Source organism: Salinisphaera orenii subsp. halophila YIM 95161 (assembly GCF_003732545.1).
GTDB classification, from domain to species: domain Bacteria; phylum Pseudomonadota; class Gammaproteobacteria; order Nevskiales; family Salinisphaeraceae; genus Salinisphaera; species Salinisphaera orenii_A.
This window is the reverse complement of the sequence record NZ_AYKF01000074.1, coordinates 14666-34638: the sequence shown is the minus strand read 5'-3', so window position 1 is coordinate 34638 and position 19973 is coordinate 14666. Positions and strand designations below refer to the sequence as shown.

The 19973-nt window shown below is 67.3% G+C and carries 17 protein-coding genes; 7 read left to right on the top strand and 10 right to left on the bottom strand.

The features are described 5' to 3' along the window. The first annotated feature begins 198 nt into the window (after nucleotides 1–198). Both SAHL_RS07605 and SAHL_RS07600 read left to right on the top strand, forming a co-directional pair. On the top strand, nucleotides 199–1329 hold the full coding sequence (locus SAHL_RS07605; protein WP_245968445.1) for a TAXI family TRAP transporter solute-binding subunit: 1131 nt from the start codon (nucleotides 199–201) through the stop codon (nucleotides 1327–1329). Nucleotides 1330–1342: 13 nt separating this feature from the next. Further along, nucleotides 1343–1837, top strand: a complete 495-nt coding sequence (locus tag SAHL_RS07600; protein ID WP_123590805.1) for a MaoC family dehydratase — start codon at nucleotides 1343–1345, stop codon at nucleotides 1835–1837. Nucleotides 1838–1875: 38 nt separating this feature from the next. Here SAHL_RS07600 and SAHL_RS07595 read toward each other — a convergent pair whose 3' ends face one another. Further along, entirely contained in the window at nucleotides 1876–2334 is a 459-nt protein-coding gene (locus tag SAHL_RS07595) for a PaaI family thioesterase (RefSeq protein WP_123590804.1), read from the bottom strand. A gap of 29 nt (nucleotides 2335–2363) precedes the next feature. Next, the gene (locus SAHL_RS07590; protein ID WP_123590803.1) at nucleotides 2364–3206 is read right to left on the bottom strand and encodes an IclR family transcriptional regulator; all 843 of its coding nucleotides are present in this window, start codon (nucleotides 3204–3206) and stop codon (nucleotides 2364–2366) included. A 639-nt stretch (nucleotides 3207–3845) separates the two neighbouring features. On the opposite strand from SAHL_RS07590, the gene SAHL_RS07585 reads away from it, so the two are divergent. From SAHL_RS07585 to SAHL_RS07575, 3 genes are all read left to right on the top strand, one after another. Next, the gene (locus SAHL_RS07585; RefSeq protein WP_123590817.1) at nucleotides 3846–5033 is read left to right on the top strand and encodes an acyl-CoA dehydrogenase family protein; all 1188 of its coding nucleotides are present in this window, start codon (nucleotides 3846–3848) and stop codon (nucleotides 5031–5033) included. Between the two features lie 174 nt (nucleotides 5034–5207). After that, nucleotides 5208–6308 carry an acyl-CoA dehydrogenase family protein gene (locus SAHL_RS07580; RefSeq protein ID WP_123590802.1) on the top strand — a complete coding sequence of 367 codons (1101 nt, stop codon included), beginning with the start codon at nucleotides 5208–5210 and terminating at the stop codon, nucleotides 6306–6308. 228 nt (nucleotides 6309–6536) lie between these two features. Beyond that, the gene (locus tag SAHL_RS07575; protein WP_123590801.1) at nucleotides 6537–7739 is read left to right on the top strand and encodes an acetyl-CoA C-acyltransferase; all 1203 of its coding nucleotides are present in this window, start codon (nucleotides 6537–6539) and stop codon (nucleotides 7737–7739) included. A 42-nt stretch (nucleotides 7740–7781) separates the two neighbouring features. Here the strand turns inward: SAHL_RS07575 and SAHL_RS07570 are convergent, their stop codons facing one another. From SAHL_RS07570 to SAHL_RS07535, 8 genes are all read right to left on the bottom strand, one after another. After that, a complete protein-coding gene (locus tag SAHL_RS07570; RefSeq protein WP_245968441.1) occupies nucleotides 7782–9221 on the bottom strand; it encodes a DHA2 family efflux MFS transporter permease subunit in 1440 nt (479 codons plus the stop codon). Nucleotides 9222–9234: 13 nt separating this feature from the next. Beyond that, nucleotides 9235–10266 carry an NADP-dependent oxidoreductase gene (locus tag SAHL_RS07565; protein ID WP_123590815.1) on the bottom strand — a complete coding sequence of 344 codons (1032 nt, stop codon included), beginning with the start codon at nucleotides 10264–10266 and terminating at the stop codon, nucleotides 9235–9237. A gap of 109 nt (nucleotides 10267–10375) precedes the next feature. Then, nucleotides 10376–11548: an ABC transporter substrate-binding protein gene (locus SAHL_RS07560; RefSeq protein WP_123590800.1), complete on the bottom strand. Its 1173-nt coding sequence runs from the start codon at nucleotides 11546–11548 to the stop codon at nucleotides 10376–10378. A gap of 76 nt (nucleotides 11549–11624) precedes the next feature. Beyond that, nucleotides 11625–12332, bottom strand: a complete 708-nt coding sequence (locus SAHL_RS07555) for an ABC transporter ATP-binding protein (RefSeq protein WP_123590799.1) — start codon at nucleotides 12330–12332, stop codon at nucleotides 11625–11627. Further along, nucleotides 12319–13083, bottom strand: coding sequence for an ABC transporter ATP-binding protein (locus SAHL_RS07550; RefSeq protein ID WP_123590798.1), 765 nt, complete (start codon nucleotides 13081–13083; stop codon nucleotides 12319–12321). Before SAHL_RS07550 ends, SAHL_RS07555 begins: the two co-directional genes overlap by 14 nt. After that, the gene (locus SAHL_RS07545) at nucleotides 13076–14119 is read right to left on the bottom strand and encodes a branched-chain amino acid ABC transporter permease (protein ID WP_184947503.1); all 1044 of its coding nucleotides are present in this window, start codon (nucleotides 14117–14119) and stop codon (nucleotides 13076–13078) included. The genes SAHL_RS07550 and SAHL_RS07545 overlap by 8 nt, the downstream gene beginning before the upstream one ends. Further along, a complete protein-coding gene (locus tag SAHL_RS07540) occupies nucleotides 14119–14982 on the bottom strand; it encodes a branched-chain amino acid ABC transporter permease (protein WP_123590797.1) in 864 nt (287 codons plus the stop codon). Before SAHL_RS07540 ends, SAHL_RS07545 begins: the two co-directional genes overlap by 1 nt. 84 nt (nucleotides 14983–15066) lie before the next feature. After that, a complete protein-coding gene (locus SAHL_RS07535) occupies nucleotides 15067–16743 on the bottom strand; it encodes a long-chain fatty acid--CoA ligase (RefSeq protein WP_123590796.1) in 1677 nt (558 codons plus the stop codon). 598 nt (nucleotides 16744–17341) lie between these two features. On the opposite strand from SAHL_RS07535, the gene SAHL_RS07530 reads away from it, so the two are divergent. Both SAHL_RS07530 and SAHL_RS07525 read left to right on the top strand, forming a co-directional pair. Further along, a complete protein-coding gene (locus SAHL_RS07530) occupies nucleotides 17342–18127 on the top strand; it encodes an SDR family NAD(P)-dependent oxidoreductase (protein WP_123590795.1) in 786 nt (261 codons plus the stop codon). 195 nt (nucleotides 18128–18322) lie between these two features. After that, nucleotides 18323–19960, top strand: a complete 1638-nt coding sequence (locus SAHL_RS07525; RefSeq protein WP_342782240.1) for an electron transfer flavoprotein-ubiquinone oxidoreductase — start codon at nucleotides 18323–18325, stop codon at nucleotides 19958–19960. Nucleotides 19961–19973: the final 13 nt, after the last annotated feature.

Genomic DNA, 19973 nt, shown 5'->3' with positions numbered 1-19973 from the left:
CCCCCGGTCGTCAATTTTGTAAAACGCAGTTTCATCAAGGCGCGGCCGAGAGCACGAGGCCTCCAAAAAGGCCCGGCCGATCCGTGCGCCCAGCCCGTATCTTGCAACCGCCTACCGGGTACTGTATACAGCACGAACGAGATGCCGACAGAGCATCCGATTTCCAGAACGATCCAAGCGAACCGGAGGAGGTTCATGATGCGGGTATTTTCCCGGCCGCTCATCGCGGCCGCATTGGCGACGTGCGCGTTCGCCAGCCATGCTGCAGACGACGACACGCTGCCCTCGACGATGATCTGGACGGCCTACAACGTCGGCTCCGCGGGCTATGCCAACGCCTCGGCCGTGGCGGATGCCTTCGGCAAGGCCTACGGCACGCGCATCCGGATCCAGCCGTCGAGCACCGCGATCGGCCGGTTGCGGCCGGTGGTCAACGAGCGCGCCGACTTGGGCTTTCTGTCCTCTGGCACCTTCTTCGCGACCGAGGGCATCGTCGACTTCGCCGATCGCGACTGGGGCCCGCAGGATCTGCGCGTGATCGCGGGCAAGGCCGCGGCCTTCGGCATGCCGACCGCGGCCGATGCCGACATCGAGACCATCGGCGACGTCCGCGGCAAGCGGCTCGCCTACGTCGCCGGCAATCCGTCGGTCAACGTCAAGTGCGATGCGGTGCTCGCCTTCGCCGGCCTCACCCGCGACGACGTCGACCTGCGCATGTTCCCGACCTACACCGCCGCCATGAGCGCGCTCAAGCAGGACAAGGCGGACGCCACCTGCACGCTGACGACCCCGAGCCTGATGTACGAGCTGGCGGAATCGCCGCGCGGCATCCACTGGCCCGAGATGCCGGCCGCCGACAAAGAGGCCTGGGCCCGGGTGACCCGGATGGCCCCCTACGCCAGCCCCTATACCGAGACCGTCGGCGCGGGCGTGTCCGAGGACGATCCGGTCGAACTCATGGGCTATCGGTACCCGCAGATCGTGGTGCGGGCCGACACCAGCGAGGCGCGGGTCTACGAGATCATCAAGGCGCTGGACGAGACCTTCGACATCTACAGCAACGTCAGCGCCGCCATGCCGCGCTGGGACCTCGAAGAGGCCGGCCACGCGCCGATGGGCGCGCCCTTCCACTCCGGCGCGATCCGCTATCTCAAGGAGAAGGGCATCTGGACCGACGAGGATCAGGCCTGGAACGACAAGCGGCTCAAGCGACTTGACGCGCTGCGGTCGGCCTGGAAAGAGACCGTCGAGGCCAATCCCGACGCCTCCGAAGAAGCGTTCGCCGAGGCCTGGGCCGAGCGTCGCGCCGCGGCCATCGAGTCCCTTTGAGCGGTAGCCGCCCATGACCCGCTCGCCCGATCCGGACTTCGACCCCGCCGGCCACGACACCACGCCGCAGCGCTGGTTCGAGGATTTCCGGATCGGCGAGCGCTATCCGCTGCCGGGCCGGACCGTCACCGAGGCCCATTTCGCCGCCTTCCAGACGCTGTCGGGTGACAATCACCCGATCCACTACGATCGGCCGTTCTGCCGGGCCCACGGTCACCCCGACCTGCTCGCGCACGGATTGCAGGTCCTGTGCTTCACCGCGGCCGGCGCGGGCGCCTTCCCAGCCGAGGTCGGCGAGGCGCTGGTCGCCTTTCTGGAGCAGTCGTCGCGCTTTCTGGCGCCGGTTTATCCCGGCGATACGCTGTATCCGGCGCTAACCGTGGCCGAGCTCGTGCCACAGCGCCGAACCGGCGTGCTCGTCATGACCACTATGGTGCACAACCGCGACGGCGTACGCGTACTCGACGGCCGTCAGCGCTATCTGCTGCGCCGACGCCCGCCCGCCTGATCGCGCCGTGACGCCGGTCGCGCGCGTGACCGCGCCGTTCAGTCCTCGACGGGCACGCCGCGGCTGTCCTCGCTGCCCGAGCGCAGCCGGAACGTGCCCTCGCCCATCGCCAGCAGCCGCTCATCGGCCGCGACGATGTCGACGCTCGCGTTGAAGATGCGCCGGCCGCCAGCACGCCGCCGCGCGATCGCACGAATGTAGCCGAGCCCGCCCTGGGCGGTATAGGTCGTGGTCATCGACAGGGTGATGACCTTGCGAATACGACCCGGATAGGGACAGTAGCTACCGGCCGCCGAACCGGCGATATCGAGCAGCGAAGCGAGAATGCCGCCGTGGATTACGCCGGACAGGTTGAGATGCTTGTCCTGCACCTGCATGCCCAGCACGGCCCGTTCCGGCGTCCATTCGAGAAATTCGAAGCCGAGCTCGAGCGCGAAACCGCGGTCATAGCGCGCGGTGGCGTGGTCCAGGGAGAAGGCGGCGGCGGTGTCGGTCATGGCAGTGTCGGTCGTGGAAATGGAAACGGTTACGCCCGCGTCGTCAGGTCGCGATTGGCGGCGCCATCGGCGCCATCGACCAGCTGTCGAACCTGTCCGACCATGTCGCGCAGCCGCGGGCCGAGGTTTTCACTCATCACGCGCTGGGTCAGGCGCAGGGCGGAGCCGCTGCAGCCGAACGAGACCACGCGATAGCCGTTCTCGAGCACCAGCGGCACGCCCACGCCGCTGACCTCCCGGCTCCATTCGCCCTCGGTGATACAGAAACCGTCGCGCTCGTAGTCGGCGAAGGTGCGCTCCAGACCGCGCTCGATCCGCGGCCATTCGGCCGGCTCCTCGGCGCGGATCAGCGCGTAATAGGGCTCGCGCTGCTCCGGCGTCAGGGCAGCGAGAAAGGCCCGGCCGATCGAGGTGTGCGCGATCGGCACGCGCGAGCCCGTGCTCATGCGCAGGATCAGCGGCCCCGGCCCCTGGCAGGTCTGGGTGTAGGTCATCTGGATGCCTTCGGCGACGCCGATGGCGATGAAGCAGTCGGTCGCATCGGCGAGCTCCTGCATCAGCGGCCGGGCGATCGTGCCGACGCCCTCGCTGGCCAGATAGCGGTAGCCCAGATCGAGCACCCGCGGGCCCAGGCGATAGCGCTCGATGTGCGGCATGTAGACCAGATAGCCGAGCTGCATGAGCGTGGCCGTGAGGCGCGAGACCGTCGGCCGCGGTATGTGCGTGCGCTTGGCAAGCTCCGCGTTGCCCAGATATTCGTCCGCGTCGCCGAAACAGCGCAGCAGTTCCAGGCCCCGCGCCAGCGCGGTGACGTAGTTGTGGTTCTTCTTGTTGTCTTCGGCCTGGGCCGCATCCGGATTGCTTCGCTGCATTCACCCCACTCCTGCACTCGGCGCCGCCGAACGGCTACGCCGTGGCGGACTCGACGAGCCGCCGCCTGTTGCCTGGCGGAACACTACGTACAAATCGAGCCACTCGCCAGCGGTCGTCGATCGTGTTCGTCGGCTCCGGCGCTCGGACATCGCCGCGGCCGCGGCCCACGTTTCTGATTTTGTAGTCTTAATACTGTCAGAAAAACAAAACGGCGTTTCGGTTATTTCTGTTGTTATCTGCACTGAAATTCTGCTTTGCAGAATCGTATTCCTTGATGCGTATTCAGCTGCGCCGCTCCGGCGGCCGAGCCCGCAAGTGGTCGCACCCTCGAGCGAACATTCGCAATCGCCGCGGCACGGCGGTGTTCGACGATCAAGGCGACCGCTTGGCGTCTTCCCGACGAGTCGCCATGATCGACGCGCGCCCCTGCGGAGCCGAATAAAATACTATTCGGTATACAGTACACCCAAATCAGTCGCCCTGCGTCGCGGGCCGACTGCTTGGCGGTCGTGTCGGGCGCGGCGCCGCAACGATCACGAGACGACCGGATCCGGTGCGCGACCGCCACCTTCTTGACGCGCGCAGACGCGATTAAACATACTTTTTGAAATACTATTTCAAAAATGACGGAGGAGACCATGGCCGAGCTCGAGGCCTGGCGCATGGACGTGCGCGACTGGCTGGCCGCCAACTGTCCGGATGCCATGCGCGAACCGGTCCGGTCGGCCGACGATCACGTCTGGGGCGGCCGGCGCTGGGTCTTCGCCTCCGAGGCCCAGCGCCTCTGGCTGGAGCGCATGGCCGCGAAGGGCTGGACCGCGCCCGAATGGCCGGTCGAATACGGCGGCGCCGGCCTCTCGCCCGAGGCACACGCGGTTCTCCGCGAGGAGATGGCCCGCATCGGTGCGCGCACACCGGTCAGCAACTTCGGCTTCTGGATGCTCGGCCCCGCCCTGCTCAAGTTCGGCTCCGAAGCCCAGAAACGCCGCCACCTGCCCGCGATCGCCCGCGGCGAGATCCGCTGGTGCCAGGGCTATTCCGAACCGGGCGCCGGCTCCGATCTGGCCAGCCTGCAGACCCGCGCCGAAGCCCATGATGATGATTTCGTGGTCAACGGCCGCAAGATCTGGACCTCCTACGCCGACCGCGCCGACTGCATGTTCTGCCTGGTGCGCACCGATCCGGACGCCCGCAAGCAGGCCGGCATCTCCTTCCTGCTGCTGGATATGGAAAGCGAGGGCGTATCCACCCGCCCGATCCAGCTGATCTCCGGCGAGTCCCCCTTCTGCGAGACGTTCTTCGACGATGTGTCGGTCCCGCGCGAGAACCTGGTCGGCGAACTCAATCAGGGCTGGACGATAGCCAAGTATCTGCTCACCCACGAGCGCGAGAACATCGGCGGCGAACCGCCGGGGCTGCTCAAGGGGCGCGATCTCGGCACGATGGCGCTGGCCGCGATCGGCGCCGACGCCGAGGGCCGCATCGACGCCCCATCACTGCGCCACGACATCGCCGGCCTGGAGATCGACGCCATGGCCTTTCGCGCCCTGGTCGACGACGTGCGCGCCCGGGCCGAGGCCGGCCAGGGCGTCGGCGCGCGCTCGGCCATGCTCAAGTACTACGGCACCGAACTGAACAAGCGCCGCTACGACCTGATGATGGACGTCATGGGCGCGGAAGCGCTCGAGTGGGAAGGCGAACGCACCCACGGCGGCCAGTACGCCCGCGAGTGGCTGCGCTCGAAGGGCAACTCGATCGAGGGCGGCACCTCGGAGATCATGCTCGACATCGTGGCCGCCCACGTACTCGAACTGCCGCGCGGCTAGTGCAACTCGCGATGCCATCGACACCGCGCGAGCGAACCGCCGCGAGTCGGCCCGGCAGGCAGGCACGACGACGCCGACCGGCGCGTCGATCACCCACGCCCCGCCGCACCGGCGCCGCGAGCCCCGCCCCGCCGCGGCCACACGACAACTGACCGGGCCCTGGAGACACCCACCATGCTGCTCAACGACGACCAACGCATGCTCGCGGATCTGGCCGCGCGCCTGTTCACCGACAAGGCCGACCCGGACACCGTCCGCGCGATCCGCGACGGCCGCATCGACAGCGGCTACGACCAGACGCTGTGGCAGGCCATGGGCGAAGCCGGCCTGACCGGCATTCTCGTGCCCGAGGCCCACGGCGGCATGGACTTCGGCCTGGTCGGCGCGGGCCTCGTGGCCCGCGAGGCCGGGCGTCGGCTGGCGATGACGCCCTATGTCTCCAGCGCCGTGCTCGCGGCCACCGCGCTGGGCGCGGCCGACGACGACGACCTCCGGGCACGCTGGCTGCCCGGCATCGCCGACGCCAGCGCCATCGCCACGCTGGCCTGTGACGAGGGCCGCCATCACCGCCCGCATGACCTCGCCACCCGGGCCGAGGCCGGCGGCGACGACGGCTGGCATCTGCAGGGCGAGAAGACGCTGGTCAACGACGCCGCCCAGGCCGATCTGCTGCTCGTGTCCGCCCACGACGGCGACGGGCCGCGCCTGTTCGCGGTCGAGGCCGGAGCCGCGGGCCTGACGATCGAGTCGACGCAGCTGCTCGACAGCCGCAGCTGCGCCCGCATCACGCTCGAGCACACGCCGGCGCAGCCGCTCGGCGCGGGTCGGCCCGCCCTCGACGCCAGCCTGCGCGCCGGCCGCGCGGTGCTCGCCGCCGAACTGGTCGGCATCGCCCGCGAGGTGTTCGCACGCACACTCGGCTATCTGCACGAACGCCGCCAGTTCGGGCGCGCCATCGGCAGTTTCCAGGCCCTGCAGCATCGCGCCGCCCACCTGAGCGTGGAGATCGAGATGGCCGAGGCGCTTGCGTTCCGGGCGCTCGAGGCCTGCGACCGCGACGAGCCGGGCGCCGATGCGCTAGTCCCGGCCGCCAAGGCCAAGGCCGCCGCCGTGGCCCGCCTGACCGCGGCCGAGGGCGTTCAGATGCACGGTGGCATGGGCATGACCGACGAGTTCGACATCGGCCTGTTCATGAAGCGGGCGCGCGCCGCCGGCCATGCGCTCGGCGATTACCGCTACTGCACCGATGCCTTCGCCCGCGCCCGCGGATACTGAATTGCCCAGCCTCCGACCGATCGGCCGGGCTCGCGGCCGGCCACGATACGCCCGGCGCCGATCGTTGCGCGCCCGATTGCGCGCCGGCGCGTGGCACGATGACCGAGACCCGGCCGCGGGTCGTCGCGACGCCAGCCGGCTGCGGCCCCGAAACCACCCGAACCCGCCCACCGGCGGCATCGACACCGCGCTCGTGCCGTCGCTTCCGATGCATCAATGAGGAGTCCCATGCGACAAGCCGTTATCGTTTCCACCGCCCGCACCCCGATCGGCAAGGCCCATCGCGGCGCGTTCAACGACACCCAGGCCCAGGCTCTCGGCGGCCACGCCATCGAGCACGCGCTCAAGCGCGCGAAGCTGGAGGGCGAGAACATCGACGACGTGATCATGGGCGCCGCCCTGCAGCAGGGCGCCACCGGCCAGAACGTCGCCCGCCAGTGCGCGCTGCGCGCCGGCCTGCCGACGTCCGTGCCGGGGATGACCATCGACCGCCAGTGCGCCTCCGGCCTGATGGGCATCGCCACCGCCGCCAAGCAGATCGTCAACGACCGCATGGATGTCATCGTCGGCGGCGGCCTGGAGTCGATCTCCCTGGTCCAGAACGAGCACTACAACCGGCACCGGGCCCGCGACCCGTGGCTGGTCGACCACCGTCCGGACATCTACATGTCGATGCTGGAGACCGCCGAGGTCGTGGCGGACCGCTACAACGTGTCGCGCGACGCCCAGGACGAGTACGCCTATCAGTCGCAGATGCGTACCGCCGCAGCGCAGGAGGCCGGCCGCTTCGACGACGAGATCGTGCCCCTGACCACGATCAAGAAGGTCATGGACAAGGAGACCGGCGAGGTCCATGACGAGGAGGTCACCCTCGACAAGGACGAGGGCAATCGCCCGAGCACGACGCTGGAGGGCCTGCAGCAGCTCAAGCCGGTGTTCAAGGACGGCATGGAGGTCGCCGAGGGCCGCTTCATCACCGCCGGCAACGCCTCGCAGCTGTCCGACGGCGCGTCGGCCAGCGTGCTCATGGAGGCCGCCGAGGCCGAACGCCGCGGCCTGGAGCCGCTGGGCGCCTATGTCGGCATGGCCGTGGCTGGCTGCGACCCGGACGAGATGGGCATCGGCCCGATCTATGCCGTGCCCAAGCTGCTCGAGCGCTACGGTCTCAAGGTCGACGACATCGGCCTCTGGGAGCTCAACGAAGCGTTTGCCAGCCAGTGCCTGTACTGCCGCGATTTCCTCGGCATCGATCCGGACCTATACAACGTCGACGGCGGCTCGATCGCCATCGGCCATCCCTACGGCATGTCGGGCGCCCGCATGACCGGCCATGCCCTGATCGAGGGCAAGCGCCGGGGCGCGAAGTACGTGGTGGTGACCATGTGCGTGGGCGGCGGCATCGGCGCCGCCGGCCTGTTCGAGGTCTTCTAGCGATCCGGCGGGCGCGACGGCCAGACGGCCGTCGCGCCGCACTCAGCCGGCGTCACGCCGGCGCGAACGGCGCATATGGGCCAGCGGCCAGAACGCGAGTGCGAACAGGCCGGCCAGGGCCCAGAACGCGGCGTCGAAGCCGGCCTCGTGGGCGGCGGCGCGGCTGACCGCGGTACCCGCGTGCAGCTGCGCATCGTTGACGTACTGGGCCAGCACCGCACACAGGTTCACCCCCAGCGCGCCGCCGAACTGGCGTCCGAAATTGATGATGCCGGAGCCGCGGTCCATCGCGGCCCCCTCCAGCAGGCGCAGGCTCGCGGTCGTCACCGGCGGCATCATCGCGCCGATACCCACCCGGGCCAGCGCGGCCCAGGCGATCAGCCAGACCGCGGCCGTGGTCCCGCTGCTGGCCACGAGCAGCACCGTCGCGCCGATGAACAGGCCCAGCCCCGTGGCGATCACCGCAATCGACGCCCGGCCGTCGCTGAGATGACCGGCCAGCGGAAACACCAGCGCCATGGCGATACCCGCCGGCAAGAGCATGAAACCGGCCGCCGTCGGGCTCATGTGAGCGGCCTGCTGAAAATACAGCGGGGTGAGATAGGTCGTCGCGAACAGGCCCGCCCCCATCACGATCGACAACGCGAAACCGGCCCCGAAGCCCGGCGCCCGGAACAGTGCCAGATCGAACAGCGGCTCGACAGCCCGACTCTGACGCAGGACGAACGCGACCAGCAACAGCGGCCCGCCCACCATGCCGGCCAGCACCAGCGCGTCGCCCGGCCCGCGGCGCTGCAGGGCGGCCAGCATCCAGAGCGTGGCCACCATGCCCGCGGCCAGCAGCACCACGCCCGGCCAGTCGAGCCGGCTGCGGGCGGTGCCGCCGTGGGCGGGCAGAAAGCGCCAGGCCATGCCCAGGGCGAGCACGCAGGCCGGCAGCACCACGAAGAAGGTCGCCCGCCAGGAGATGGCATCGACCAGCACGCCGCCCAGCGCCGGCGACACCGCCGGCCCGAGGATCACGCCCATGCCGTAGATGCCCATCGCCTGGCCGCGGCGCGCCACCGGAAACACCTGGAAGATCACGATCAGTGCATGCGGCTGAATCATGCCGGCGGTCAGTCCCTGGACCGCGCGCGCGGCCACGAGGACGGGGAAATGCCGGCTCAGGCCGCCGACCAGCGAGGCCGCGATGAAGACGCTCATCGCCAGCGTGAAGGCGCGACGCGACCCCAGCCGCGCGATCGCCCAGGCGTTGAGCAGCATGCCCACGGTCATGGCCGCCAGAAACGCCGTGACCAGCCACTGGGCCTGGTCCTGGGCGACCGCGAAGCGGGCCATGATCGCCGGCACGGCGACGTTGATGATGGTCGAGGCCAGCACCACGGACAGGGTGCCGAGCATGACCGTGACGGTCGCGTACCAGCGGTAGGCCGGCCCGTGGCGGGCGAACAGCCGATCGACCGCGAACGCCTCGCTCACGGGCGTGGTCCGGTCAGCCGCGGGTCGGATCGTCGCTGACGCGGATCAGCATCTTGCCGCGGTTGCGGCCAGACAGCAGCCCCTGGAAAGCGTCGACCGCATTGTCCAGGCCGTCGACGATGTCCTCCTGATAGGTCACCCGGCCCTCGGCTACCCAGGCGCTCATGTCGCGCTGGAAATCGCGGTGGCGGTGGCGATAGTCGAACTGGATGAAACCCTTGATCAACAGACGCTTGACCAGCACCTGGCCCATGAAGCCGGGCAGCCGATCCGGCCCGGGCGGGGCCTCAGTGTCGTTGTAGTGCGCGATGCGGCCGCAGACGGGCATGCGGGCGAAATCGTTGAGCCGCGGCGCGACGGCATCGAACACCGCGCCGCCGACGTTCTCGAAGTAGACATCGATCCCCTCGGGCGTGGCCGCGGCCAGCTGCGCCTCGAAGTCGTCATCGCGGTAATTCACACAGGCGTCGAAGCCGTAGGCGTCGATCACGTGCCGGCACTTGTCATCGGCACCGGCCACGCCGACCACCCGCGCGCCGCGGATCTTGCCGATCTGGCCGACGACCTGACCCACCGCGCCGGCGGCCGCCGAGACCACCAGCGTCTCGCCCGATTCGGGCCGGCCGATCTCGTCGAGCCCGACATAGGCGGTGAAACCGGTCATGCCGAGCACGTGCACGGCGGTGGTGATGGGCGCGACCTGCGGGTCGAGCCGGCGCAGGGCCTTGCCGGGCTGGACCGAATAGTCCTGCCAGCCGCCGTGTGCGAGCACGTAGTCGCCGGCCTCGAAGTCCGGATGCCGGGAGGCATCGACCTGGCCTACGGTCGCCCCTTCCATGACCGCGCCCTCGGCCACGCTCGCGGCATAGGACTTGGCCGCGCTCATGCGTCCGCGCATGTAGGGGTCCAGGGAAAGATAGATCGTGCGCACCCGCACTTCGCCGTCTTCGGGCTCGGGAACGGCACCCTCCTGCATCACCAGGTTGCTGTCGTCGGGCATCCCGGTGGGCCGGCGGGCGAGGATGATCTGTCGGTTCACGCGCATTGCTGCGTCCTCATGGCTGCGGGCGGTCGCCGCCGGACGGCGATCGCCGATCACTCAACGAAAAGGAGCACCCGCAGGTGCTCCTCGTCGGTCCTTGCACCGGACGCGTTCAGTCGTCGTCCTGGAGATCCGAGATGCGGCGAAGCTCAATCTCGCCGTCGACCACCTCGGCCACCTCGGCGTCGATGATCAGATCGCCGTCGTCGCTGATCTCCTGCACATCGTAGGGATTGTACTCGGCCGGGATGTCGGCCAGCGCTTCGGGAATCGCCTTCCGGATCGCGGCCGGGTCGTCGACGGTGCCCGCCTGTTCCATCGCCCGGGCGACCAGATGCATGGCAAAGTAGTTGTAGGCGGTCTCCGACGTGGCGACGTTGTCGTGCCCCTGCTTGTACTTCTCGACGAAGTCCGCGGCACCCGGATTGTCCGAATGCGCGAGCGGGGTCACGCCCACCGCACCCTCGACCGCGTCCATGCCGCCGGCCACTTCGGCCACCTCGTCGATCTTGGCCTGATCCATGATGACGAAACCGCCCTCGAAGCCGAGTTCGCGGGCCTGGCGAATCACCAGACCGGTGGGCTCGGAAGCCCCGCCGACGAACAGCACGTCCGGATCGGCCGACAGCACCTTGCTCACGCCGGTGTAGAAATCCGCGGACTTGTTGTAGTCCATCGGGTTGCTCGCCACGACCTCACCACCGGCCTCTTCCCAGGCCGGCACGAACGCCTTGGTCCAGTACTTGGCGTAGTCGTGGGTGGCGTTGGCCACGCCGAGCTTCTTGCCGAAGCGTTCCATCGTGATCTTGGTGAACGGCTCGACGTAGTCGGTGAAGTTCGGCGGAATCTTGACCGTGAGTTCGTTGCCCTTCTCGGTCACCGAGGGGATCGAGGTGTAGGACATGATCAGGAAGCCGTCGCGCTCGTTAAAGGCCTGTAGCGCAAAGGTGCCGCCCGAATGCGGCGTGAAGACCACCGGCGTGTTGGACTGCTGGACCAGGCGCTTGCCGTTGACCGCCGCACGGCTGGGCGAATACATGTCGTCGAGACTCTCGATGTTGATCTCGTACTGCGTGCCGTCGACATCGATGCCGCCGTCGGCATTGATCTCCTCGACGGCCATGCGCAGACCCTCGAGCGTGTTCTCGCCGTAGAGCGCCGCGCCGCCGGACAGTGGCCCGGTGAAGCCGATATTGACGGTTTCAGCGGCATGCGCGCCGCCGGCGAGGCCCATGGCCAGGGCGGTGGCCGCCGCCACGCGGCGGATTGTCTTGGTGAATGTCATCTCTGATCTCCCCCTCTCTATCCAGGGTTGGTTGTGTACAGCGGTTGATTCGATACGCGCGCTCGGCCAGACGGCATCACGCGCCGATATAGGCCTTGCGCACGGCTTCGTTGCCGAGCATTTCCTCGCGGTCGCCCTGCATGGTCAGGCGGCCGTTCTCGATCACGTAGGCCCGGTTGGCGATCTTGAGCGCGGCGTAGGCGTTCTGTTCGGCCAGCAGGATCGTGGTGCCTTCGGCGTTGATCTGCTCCACCCGCTCGAAGACCTGCTTGACCACCAGCGGCGCCAGACCGAGCGACGGCTCGTCGAGCATCAGCAGCTTGGGCCGGCCCATGAGCGCACGCCCGACCGCCACCATCTGCTGCTGGCCGCCGGAGAGCGAACCGGCTGGCTCGTCCTTCTTCTCATCGAGAATCGGGAACATCGCGAGCACCTGCTCCAGCGTCCTGTTCATGCCGGCACGATCGCGCCGGTGCACATAGCCGCCCAGGCGCAGATTCTTGAGCACGGACATGCCGGGAAACAGCTTGCGCCCCTCCGGGCACTGGACCACGCCCGCGGCGACCAGCGCCGAAGGTTTGCGCCCGGTCACGTCCTTGCCATCAATGGTGATACGCCCGGCGGCCGGTTTCATCAGGCCGCTGATGGTGTTGAACAGAGTGGTCTTGCCAGCGCCGTTGGCACCCAGCAGCACCACCAGCTCGCCGGGCTCGACCGACATCGAAATGCCGTCCAGCGCCTTGAAACTGTCGTACTTGGCGTCGACGCCCTCAAGCTTCAGCATCTTCCTTCCCCAGGTAGGCTTCGATGACGACCGGATCGTTCTTGACCTCGTCCGGCGTGCCTTCGGATATCTTCTCGCCGTGATCCAGCACGATGATCTTGTCGGCGATGCGCATGATCATGTCCATCTTGTGTTCGATCAGGCAGACGGTGACGCCGTGTTCGACCATCTTGTGGATCAGGTTGATGAGCCCGTCGGTCTCCTCAGGATTCACCCCGCCGGCCGGCTCGTCGAGCAGTACCAGCTCCGGGTCGGTGGCCAGGGCCAGCGCGAAGGCGACGCGCTTGCGCTCCTCCTGGCTGGTATCGGCGATGTAGCGATGGCCGATGTGCGACAGACCCACGAACTCAAGCGTCTCGGCAGCCTTTTCGCGGCAGCGCTTCTCGTCCGCCTTCAGGCGCCTGGAATTGACTATGACGTCCCAGAGGTTCGAGCCGGTGCGCAGCCGATGGCCGACGATGAGGTTGTCGAGGACTGTGGATTCCTCGAACAGCATCGTGGTCTGGAACGTGCGTGCGACACCCAGACGGGCGATCGCATCCGGCGCCTCGCCGGCCAGGTTCCGGCCCTTGTACTCGATCACGCCCTCGGTCGGCGCCATCGCGCCGGCCACGAGGTTGAAGAACGTGGTCTTGCCGGCGCCGTTCGGACCGATGATGGCGTTGATCTGGTTCGCCGGGAACTCGACGCTCACGTCGTTGACCGCGGCGAGACCGCCGAAGCGCTTGGTGAGGTTGCGGATATCAAGCATTGTTGCGCGCTCCCTGCGATTGATCGGCCGCCGGCTCCGAGGCGCCCGTACGGGGCTCGCGGGTGCCGCGCGGCGCCTGGCGCGCCAGGCGGCGGCCCCGCCAGCTCAGGAAGGTGCCCACCAGCCCTTTCGGAAAGAAGATGACCAGCAGCACGAGCATCGGCCCGAACACGATCATCCGGTACTCCTCGAGCCCCTGCACCGCCTGGGTGAGCCAGGTGATGATGAGCGTACCGGCGAGCGGCCCCATGAGCGTGCCAAAGCCGCCGACCAGCAGGTAGGCGATCATGTCGAAGGTGTGGATGAAGTTCGCCTGCTCCGGACCGATGAAGCGCACCACACCCGCATAGAGCCCGCCAGCGAAGGCCGCGTAGACCGTGGAGATCACGAACGCCAGGATCTTGTTGCGCATCAGATTGATGCCCAGCGACTGGGCCAGATCGTCGCTGATGCGGATCGCGCGGAAGGTCCGCCCGAGCAGCGATTCCGAAATCCGTCGCGTGACCCATATCGCGAACACGAGAAAGGCCAGCACCAGGTAATAGAACGGCACGGTCTCGGTGAAATCGACCAGGCCGAAGCCTTCCGGTGGCGCGATGTTGATGATGCCGAGCGAGCCGTGGGTGAGTTCCTCCCACTTGTCGATCAACAGATAGATGATGTAGCCGACGGACAACGTGAAGATGGCGAAATAATGCTCCTTGAGCCGCAGCGACACCACGCCGACCAGTAATCCGAAGACCGCGCCGAACACGCCCGCCATCGCAAACGCCGGCCAGAAGGGCCAACCGTGATCGACGGTCAGGATCGCGACGGTATAGGCGCCGATGGCGAAGAAGCCGCCGTGGGCCAGATTCAGCTGGCCGCAGTAGCCGGTGATGATGTTCATCCCGTAGACCGCGATGGCCCAGACGAAGGCCAGCGCCATCACGTAAACGAGATACTCACTCGTGACCACCAGTGGAAACACGACCGCCAGGGCCAGCAGTAGCCAGCGCATGGTCGAACTCAGGAAGAAGTCGATGGCACGGTTCATCAGCGGACCCCCTTGGTGAACAGGCCGGTGGGCTTGATCGACAGGATCACGACCAGCAGCACAAAGGCGATCACGTCCTTGTATGTGCTCGAGATGTAGAAACCGCCGAGCGCTTCGGCGAAGCCGATGATCAGACCGCCGATGATCGCGCCCGGAATGCTGCCCATGCCGCCGAGAATGATGATCACGAAGGCCTTGAGCAGTACCAGATGCCCCATCGCCGGGTAGACGAGATTGATCGGCGCGAACAGACTCGCGGCGATCGCGGCCAGCGCCCCGGCGATCGCGAAGGTCATCATCGCCACCCGATTGGCGTCGATGCCGACCAGGAAGGCGCCTTCACGGTTCTGCGCCATGGCGATGATGGTCAGCCCGGTCATGGTCTTTTTCAGATACAGATGCAGCGCCCCCATCAGCGCGAACGCGCCGCCGATGATCAGCAGGCGCTGGGCCGGCAGCGTGAGCTCGCCCAGGCGCAGGATCTCGGTATAGGGCGTGGGTATGCGGCGGAAGTCCGCCCCCCAGTGCATCTGCACCACCGCCTCGAGAAACAGCAGGATGCCGATGGCCGCGATCTTGTCGTGAATCGGCGGCGCGTGGCGCAGCGGATGAAACACCAGCCGCTCGCAGAGCACCGACAGCAGCGCCACCACCGCGGCCGCGGCCGCCATGGCGACCCAGTAGTTCAGGCCGAGCTCGACCATGGCGAAGTAGCACACGTATGCCCCCACCATATAGAGCGCGCCATGGGCGAAGTTGGGCACGTGCAGAATGCCGTACACCAGGGTCAGCCCCAGGGCCACCAGCCCGTAGATGCTGCCCAGCGTCAGGCCGTTGAGGATCTGCTGTATGAACTGTTCCAAACTCGTTTCTCCTCCGATTCACGACGATGGCGCCCGCCGGCGCTCCTGTCATTGTCGTCGCCGCGACGCTCGCGGCCGCATCCTCTAGGCCGTGGCGCCGGCGCCGCTGTTGTCGTATTCGGCTTCCTGGAGCACCCGCCACATCACCTTGCCCGTGGCCGAACGCGGCAGCGCGTCCCGGAACTCCACCATCCGCGGCACCTTGTAGGCGGCCATGGTCTGCTGGCACCAGGCGATGATCTGTTCGGGCGTCACCGGATCGGCGCCCTCGGCCAGCACCACGCAGGCCTTGACGGTCTCGCCGCGCCGCGGGTCCGGGGTGCAGATCACGCAGGCCTCGCGGATGGCCGGGTGGCCGTACATCAGCGCCTCGACCTCGGCCGGCCAGACCTTGTAGCCGGAGGCGTTGATCATCCGCTTGACGCGGTCGACGATGAAGAAATAGCCGTCTGCGTCGACATAGCCCAGATCGCCGGTACGGAAGAAGCGGGCACCGTCGAGTTCGATGAAGGCGGCCTCGGTCTCCTCCGGCCGGTTCCAGTAGCCGGAGAACAGCTGCGGGCCGCGGCTGACGATCTCGCCGACCTCGCCCACGCCCAGCTCCGCGCCGGTATCCACATCGATGATGCGCGAGTCCACGTCGAACACCGGAATGCCCAGACACTGCTTCTTGGGCGCATCCGGCGGGTTGATGTGCGTGGCCGCCATCGTCTCGGACAGACCGTAGCCCTCCATGTAGCGCAGCCCCGTGAGCGCCATGAGCTTGTCGGAGACGGCCTCGGGCATCGCCGCCCCGCCGCCGCTGATGTTGTTCAGGCTGGACAGGTCGTAGCGATCGATCTCGGGATCGGAGAGCAGATCGATGGCCATGGTCACGATGTTGGTCCAGTTGGTCACGCGATGGCGCTCGATCAGGCGGGCCGCGGTGCGCCGGTCCCAGCGCGTCATCAGAACGATGGTGGCGCCGCCGTAGATCGGCGAGTTCATCGCGCCCTGCATGCCCGTGACATGGAAATACGGCAGCGTCGCGAGGGTGACCGACTCCGTGGTGCTGTGCATCCAGTGGGCGCCGTGCACGCAGGTCGCCATCACCGAGGCGTGGGTGTGCATGCAGCCCTTGGGCGCCCCGGTGGTGCCCGAACTGTAAGGCAACACGGCCAGATCCTGCGGCCCGGCGGTGTGTGTCCCGGGCGTGTGCCCGGCTGCGATCGCCTCTCGCCAATCGATCACACCGGCGCGCTCCAGGGCCCGGCGCGGCGCGGCGACTTCGGCCGGCAAGTCCAGGTCGGCGCGCGGGTCGATGTAGTCGCGATAGGCCGTTACGATGACGTCGGTCAGGGCCTCGGTGCCCAGCAGCGGCTCGATCGCATCGAACAGCTCCTGGCCACAGAGACAGACCGCGGCCTGCGTGTCGGCCAGGTAATGGCCGAGTTCGGCGGTACGGTTCATGGGATTGACCGGCACGACCACCGCGTCCGCGCGCAGGATGGCGTAGTAGCCGATCACGAACTGCGGCGCGTTCTGCATGAACAGCAGCACGCGATCGCCGCGGGCCACACCGAGATGCCGGAGCTGCCCCGCCAGCGCCTCGACCTCGTCATGCAGTTCGGCGTAGGTCAGAACGCGACCGTAGTAAACGATGGCCGGCTGATCGGGATACCGGCGCGCCGATATCTCGAGATTGGTGTACAGGCTCGTTCTCGGCAGACTGAGATGCCGTGGCAATCCCGCCGGCCAAGCGGACACGTGACGCTCCGCCATCGCGACTCTCCTCCTCATATCGACGATGGGCGGGCTGTTGTTTTATCGGGTCGCAGTGCCCGGGCCGCCATCGCTGGTTATGCTTGTTTCGATCAAAGCTGCCACGCCACCCCACGGGCGTCAACTGTATTTTGAAACCGCATTTCACTTCCCGAATCGGTGTCTCTCGCACAAGACACTCACACCGACAACAGTCGCTGCATCTTGCAAAAGAGCGTTTCAGGCGCGTTATCGTCGTTAGATCAGCACCGTCGGGCCGACCGGAGACAGTCGGCCAGCGTCAGTCGCTGTCTCGAAAGCATCCGATGGCGTACGGGGATCGCCGCGGGCGTTGACCCCGGCAGCCGACTTTGCGCCGACTGCATCGCAGGACCGAAGGATGACAAGTGGGCGCGCGGGCTGGACAGCGCCCTATTTATGTATACAGTATACTTATCGAGCCTGAAGGTGCCGCCTCGCCGTCTGAACGGCGTCAACCTGACCGTTCGGGTCTGGCCGCCAACGGAATTACACCAAGCGAAACACAGTTTCATTTAATTTGACGCCTCGATTCGCAGGAGTAGAATCCGTGAGTCCGTCCAAGCGCGCTGTTCCCACCATGAAACGATTCGATCAACGCGTTGTGCTGATCACCGGTGCCGCCAGCGGCATCGGCCGTGCCTGTGTGCAGCGGTTCGCCGCCGAAGGCGCCCGGGTGATCGCGGTCGACCGCGACGCCGAGGCCCTGGAACGGATCGGCGATGCGCTCGATGCGGGCGACGTCGAGACCCGCGTGCTGGACGTCTGTGACGAGACCGCCGCGACCGCCCTGATCGACGACATCGCCGAGCGCCACGGCGGCATCGACGTGCTCTGCAACAACGCCGGTATCTCCGGCCGCGACTATTCCGCGGTCGACGCCAACGAGACCGACACCTGGCGCCAGGTGATCGACGTCAACCTGTTCGGCACGCTGCACTGCACCCGTGCCGCCGCCCGCCACATGCGCACGCGCGAAGCGGGGGCGATCGTGAACACCGCCTCGGTGGCGGGCCTGCGATCCGGCGCCGGCGGCAACGCCTACAGCGCCTCCAAGGCCGGCATCATCAGCCTGACCCAGACCACGGCATGCGATCTGGGCGAGCACGGCATCCGCGTCAACGCGGTCTGCCCCGGCCTGGTCAAGACCGGCATGACCCAGCCGGTCTTCGACTACGCCGAAGCCCATGACAAGACCCACAAGCTGGGCTCGCGCTGCGAGCTGCGGCGCTACGGACGGCCGGAGGAGATCGCCGCCGTCATCACCTTCCTGGCCAGCGACGACGCCAGCTTCATGACCGGCCAGGCGATCGCCGTGGACGGCGGCAACACGGCGTCGCTGAACATGCCCGGCATGAAGTTCTAGCCGACCGATGCGCGCCCGCATCACAAACGGCCCGGTCGTCGATACGGGTCCTGTCGCAAATGGAGTTTTGAGCCCATCGCTGCCATCATTGCGCAACCTCTCGCGTCTCGTCCGCGGCGGCTCCGGCGGCCGGAAGCCGGGGCGCCCGTCGCGAGACCGCGCGGCAGCCAATAGCGAGAACGCATGACTGAAGAAATCGAACGTGACGTGATGGAGTACGACGTGCTGATCGTCGGCGCGGGACCGGCCGGGCTGTCCGCAGCCTGCCGACTGAAGCAGAAAAGTCCCGATCTCGAGGTCTGCATCGTCGAAAAGGGCTCGGAGGTCGGCGCCCATCTGCTGTCCGGCGCGGTGTTCGAGCCGCGCGCACTCGACGAGCTCTTCCCCGACTGGAAAGAAAAAGGCGCGCCGCTGAACGTACCGGTCACGCGCGATGAAGTGTATTTCTTCACCGGCGAGACCAAGTCGAAGAAGATGCCCAATGCGTTCGTGCCGGCGCCGATGCACAACGACGGCAACTACATCATCTCGCTGGGCCAGCTCGGCCGTTGGCTCGCCGAACAGGCCGAAGAACTCGGCGTCGAGATCTATCCCGGCTTCGCCGCCCAGGACGCGATCGTCGAGGACGGCGTGGTCAAGGGCATCGTCACCGGCGAAATGGGCGTGGACAAGAACGGCGAGCCCAAGGACGGGCACGTGCCCGGCATGGAGCTGCGCGCCAAGTACACGCTGTTCGGCGAAGGCTGCCGCGGCCATATCGGCAAGCGTCTGATCCGCGAATTCGGCCTCGACGCCGACGTCGATCCGCAGCACTACGGGATCGGCCTCAAGGAAATCTGGGAGATCGACCCCGACAAGCACGAGCCCGGCCTGGTGATCCACGGTGCCGGCTGGCCGCTGAATACGTCCGGCAGCGGCGGCTCCTTCCTCTATCATTTGGAAGACAACATGGTCGCCGTCGGGCTGATCGTGGACCTGAACTACGAAAACCCCTATCTGTCGCCGTTCAAGGAATTCCAGCGCTTCAAGCACCACACCGAGATCGCCAGGTATCTCGAGGGTGGCAAGCGCGTGTCCTACGGCTCGCGCGCGATCACCAAGGGCGGGCTGAACTCGCTGCCGAAGATGACGCTGCCGGGGGCCGCACTCATCGGCTGCGACGCCGGCACGCTCAACTTCGCCAAGATCAAGGGCAACCACACCGCCATGAAGTCGGGCATGCTCGCCGCCGAGGCCGCGGCCGAGGCGCTGGCCGGTGGCGGCGAAGGCGGCGACGAACTGACCGGCTACACGGACGCTTTCAAAAACAGCTGGGCCTACGAGGAGCTTTACGCCAGCCGCAACTTCGGCGCCTCGCTGCACAAGTTCGGCACCTTCAAGGGCGGCGCGCTCAACTACATCGAGCAGAACTGGTTCAAGGGCAAAGCGCCCTGGAACATGCACGACACCACGCCGGACCACGCGGCGACCAAGCCGGCCGAGGAGTGCGAGCAGATCGACTACCCGCGGCCCGACGGCAAGCTGTCGTTCGACATCCTGTCGTCCGTGCATCTGTCCAACACGGGCCACGAAGAGGATCAGCCCTGCCATCTGAAGCTGACCGACCCGTCGATCCCGATCGAGCACAATCTGCCCAAATACGCCGAGCCTGCGCAGCGCTACTGCCCGGCCGGCGTCTACGAGGTGGTCGAGGACGGCGACGGCAACCCGCGTTTCCAGATCAACTTCGCGAACTGCGTGCACTGCAAGACCTGCGACATCAAGGATCCGGCACAGAACATCACCTGGGTGCCGCCGGAGGGCGGCGGCGGGCCCAAGTATTCGGCGATGTAGCCGCGATCGAATG

What these genes read in the sequence shown, in the direction of transcription:
- SAHL_RS07605 (WP_245968445.1), top strand. Translation starts at nt 199, where the DNA reads ATGCGGGTATTTTCCCGGCCGCTCATCGCGGCCGCATTGGCGACGTGC.
- SAHL_RS07600 (WP_123590805.1), top strand. Translation starts at nt 1,343, where the DNA reads ATGACCCGCTCGCCCGATCCGGACTTCGACCCCGCCGGCCACGACACC.
- SAHL_RS07595 (WP_123590804.1), bottom strand. Translation starts at nt 2,334, where the DNA reads ATGACCGACACCGCCGCCGCCTTCTCCCTGGACCACGCCACCGCGCGC.
- SAHL_RS07590 (WP_123590803.1), bottom strand. Translation starts at nt 3,206, where the DNA reads ATGCAGCGAAGCAATCCGGATGCGGCCCAGGCCGAAGACAACAAGAAG.
- SAHL_RS07585 (WP_123590817.1), top strand. Translation starts at nt 3,846, where the DNA reads ATGGCCGAGCTCGAGGCCTGGCGCATGGACGTGCGCGACTGGCTGGCC.
- SAHL_RS07580 (WP_123590802.1), top strand. Translation starts at nt 5,208, where the DNA reads ATGCTGCTCAACGACGACCAACGCATGCTCGCGGATCTGGCCGCGCGC.
- SAHL_RS07575 (WP_123590801.1), top strand. Translation starts at nt 6,537, where the DNA reads ATGCGACAAGCCGTTATCGTTTCCACCGCCCGCACCCCGATCGGCAAG.
- SAHL_RS07565 (WP_123590815.1), bottom strand. Translation starts at nt 10,266, where the DNA reads ATGCGCGTGAACCGACAGATCATCCTCGCCCGCCGGCCCACCGGGATG.
- SAHL_RS07560 (WP_123590800.1), bottom strand. Translation starts at nt 11,548, where the DNA reads ATGACATTCACCAAGACAATCCGCCGCGTGGCGGCGGCCACCGCCCTG.
- SAHL_RS07555 (WP_123590799.1), bottom strand. Translation starts at nt 12,332, where the DNA reads ATGCTGAAGCTTGAGGGCGTCGACGCCAAGTACGACAGTTTCAAGGCG.
- SAHL_RS07550 (WP_123590798.1), bottom strand. Translation starts at nt 13,083, where the DNA reads ATGCTTGATATCCGCAACCTCACCAAGCGCTTCGGCGGTCTCGCCGCG.
- SAHL_RS07545 (WP_184947503.1), bottom strand. Translation starts at nt 14,119, where the DNA reads ATGAACCGTGCCATCGACTTCTTCCTGAGTTCGACCATGCGCTGGCTA.
- SAHL_RS07535 (WP_123590796.1), bottom strand. Translation starts at nt 16,743, where the DNA reads ATGGCGGAGCGTCACGTGTCCGCTTGGCCGGCGGGATTGCCACGGCAT.
- SAHL_RS07530 (WP_123590795.1), top strand. Translation starts at nt 17,342, where the DNA reads ATGAAACGATTCGATCAACGCGTTGTGCTGATCACCGGTGCCGCCAGC.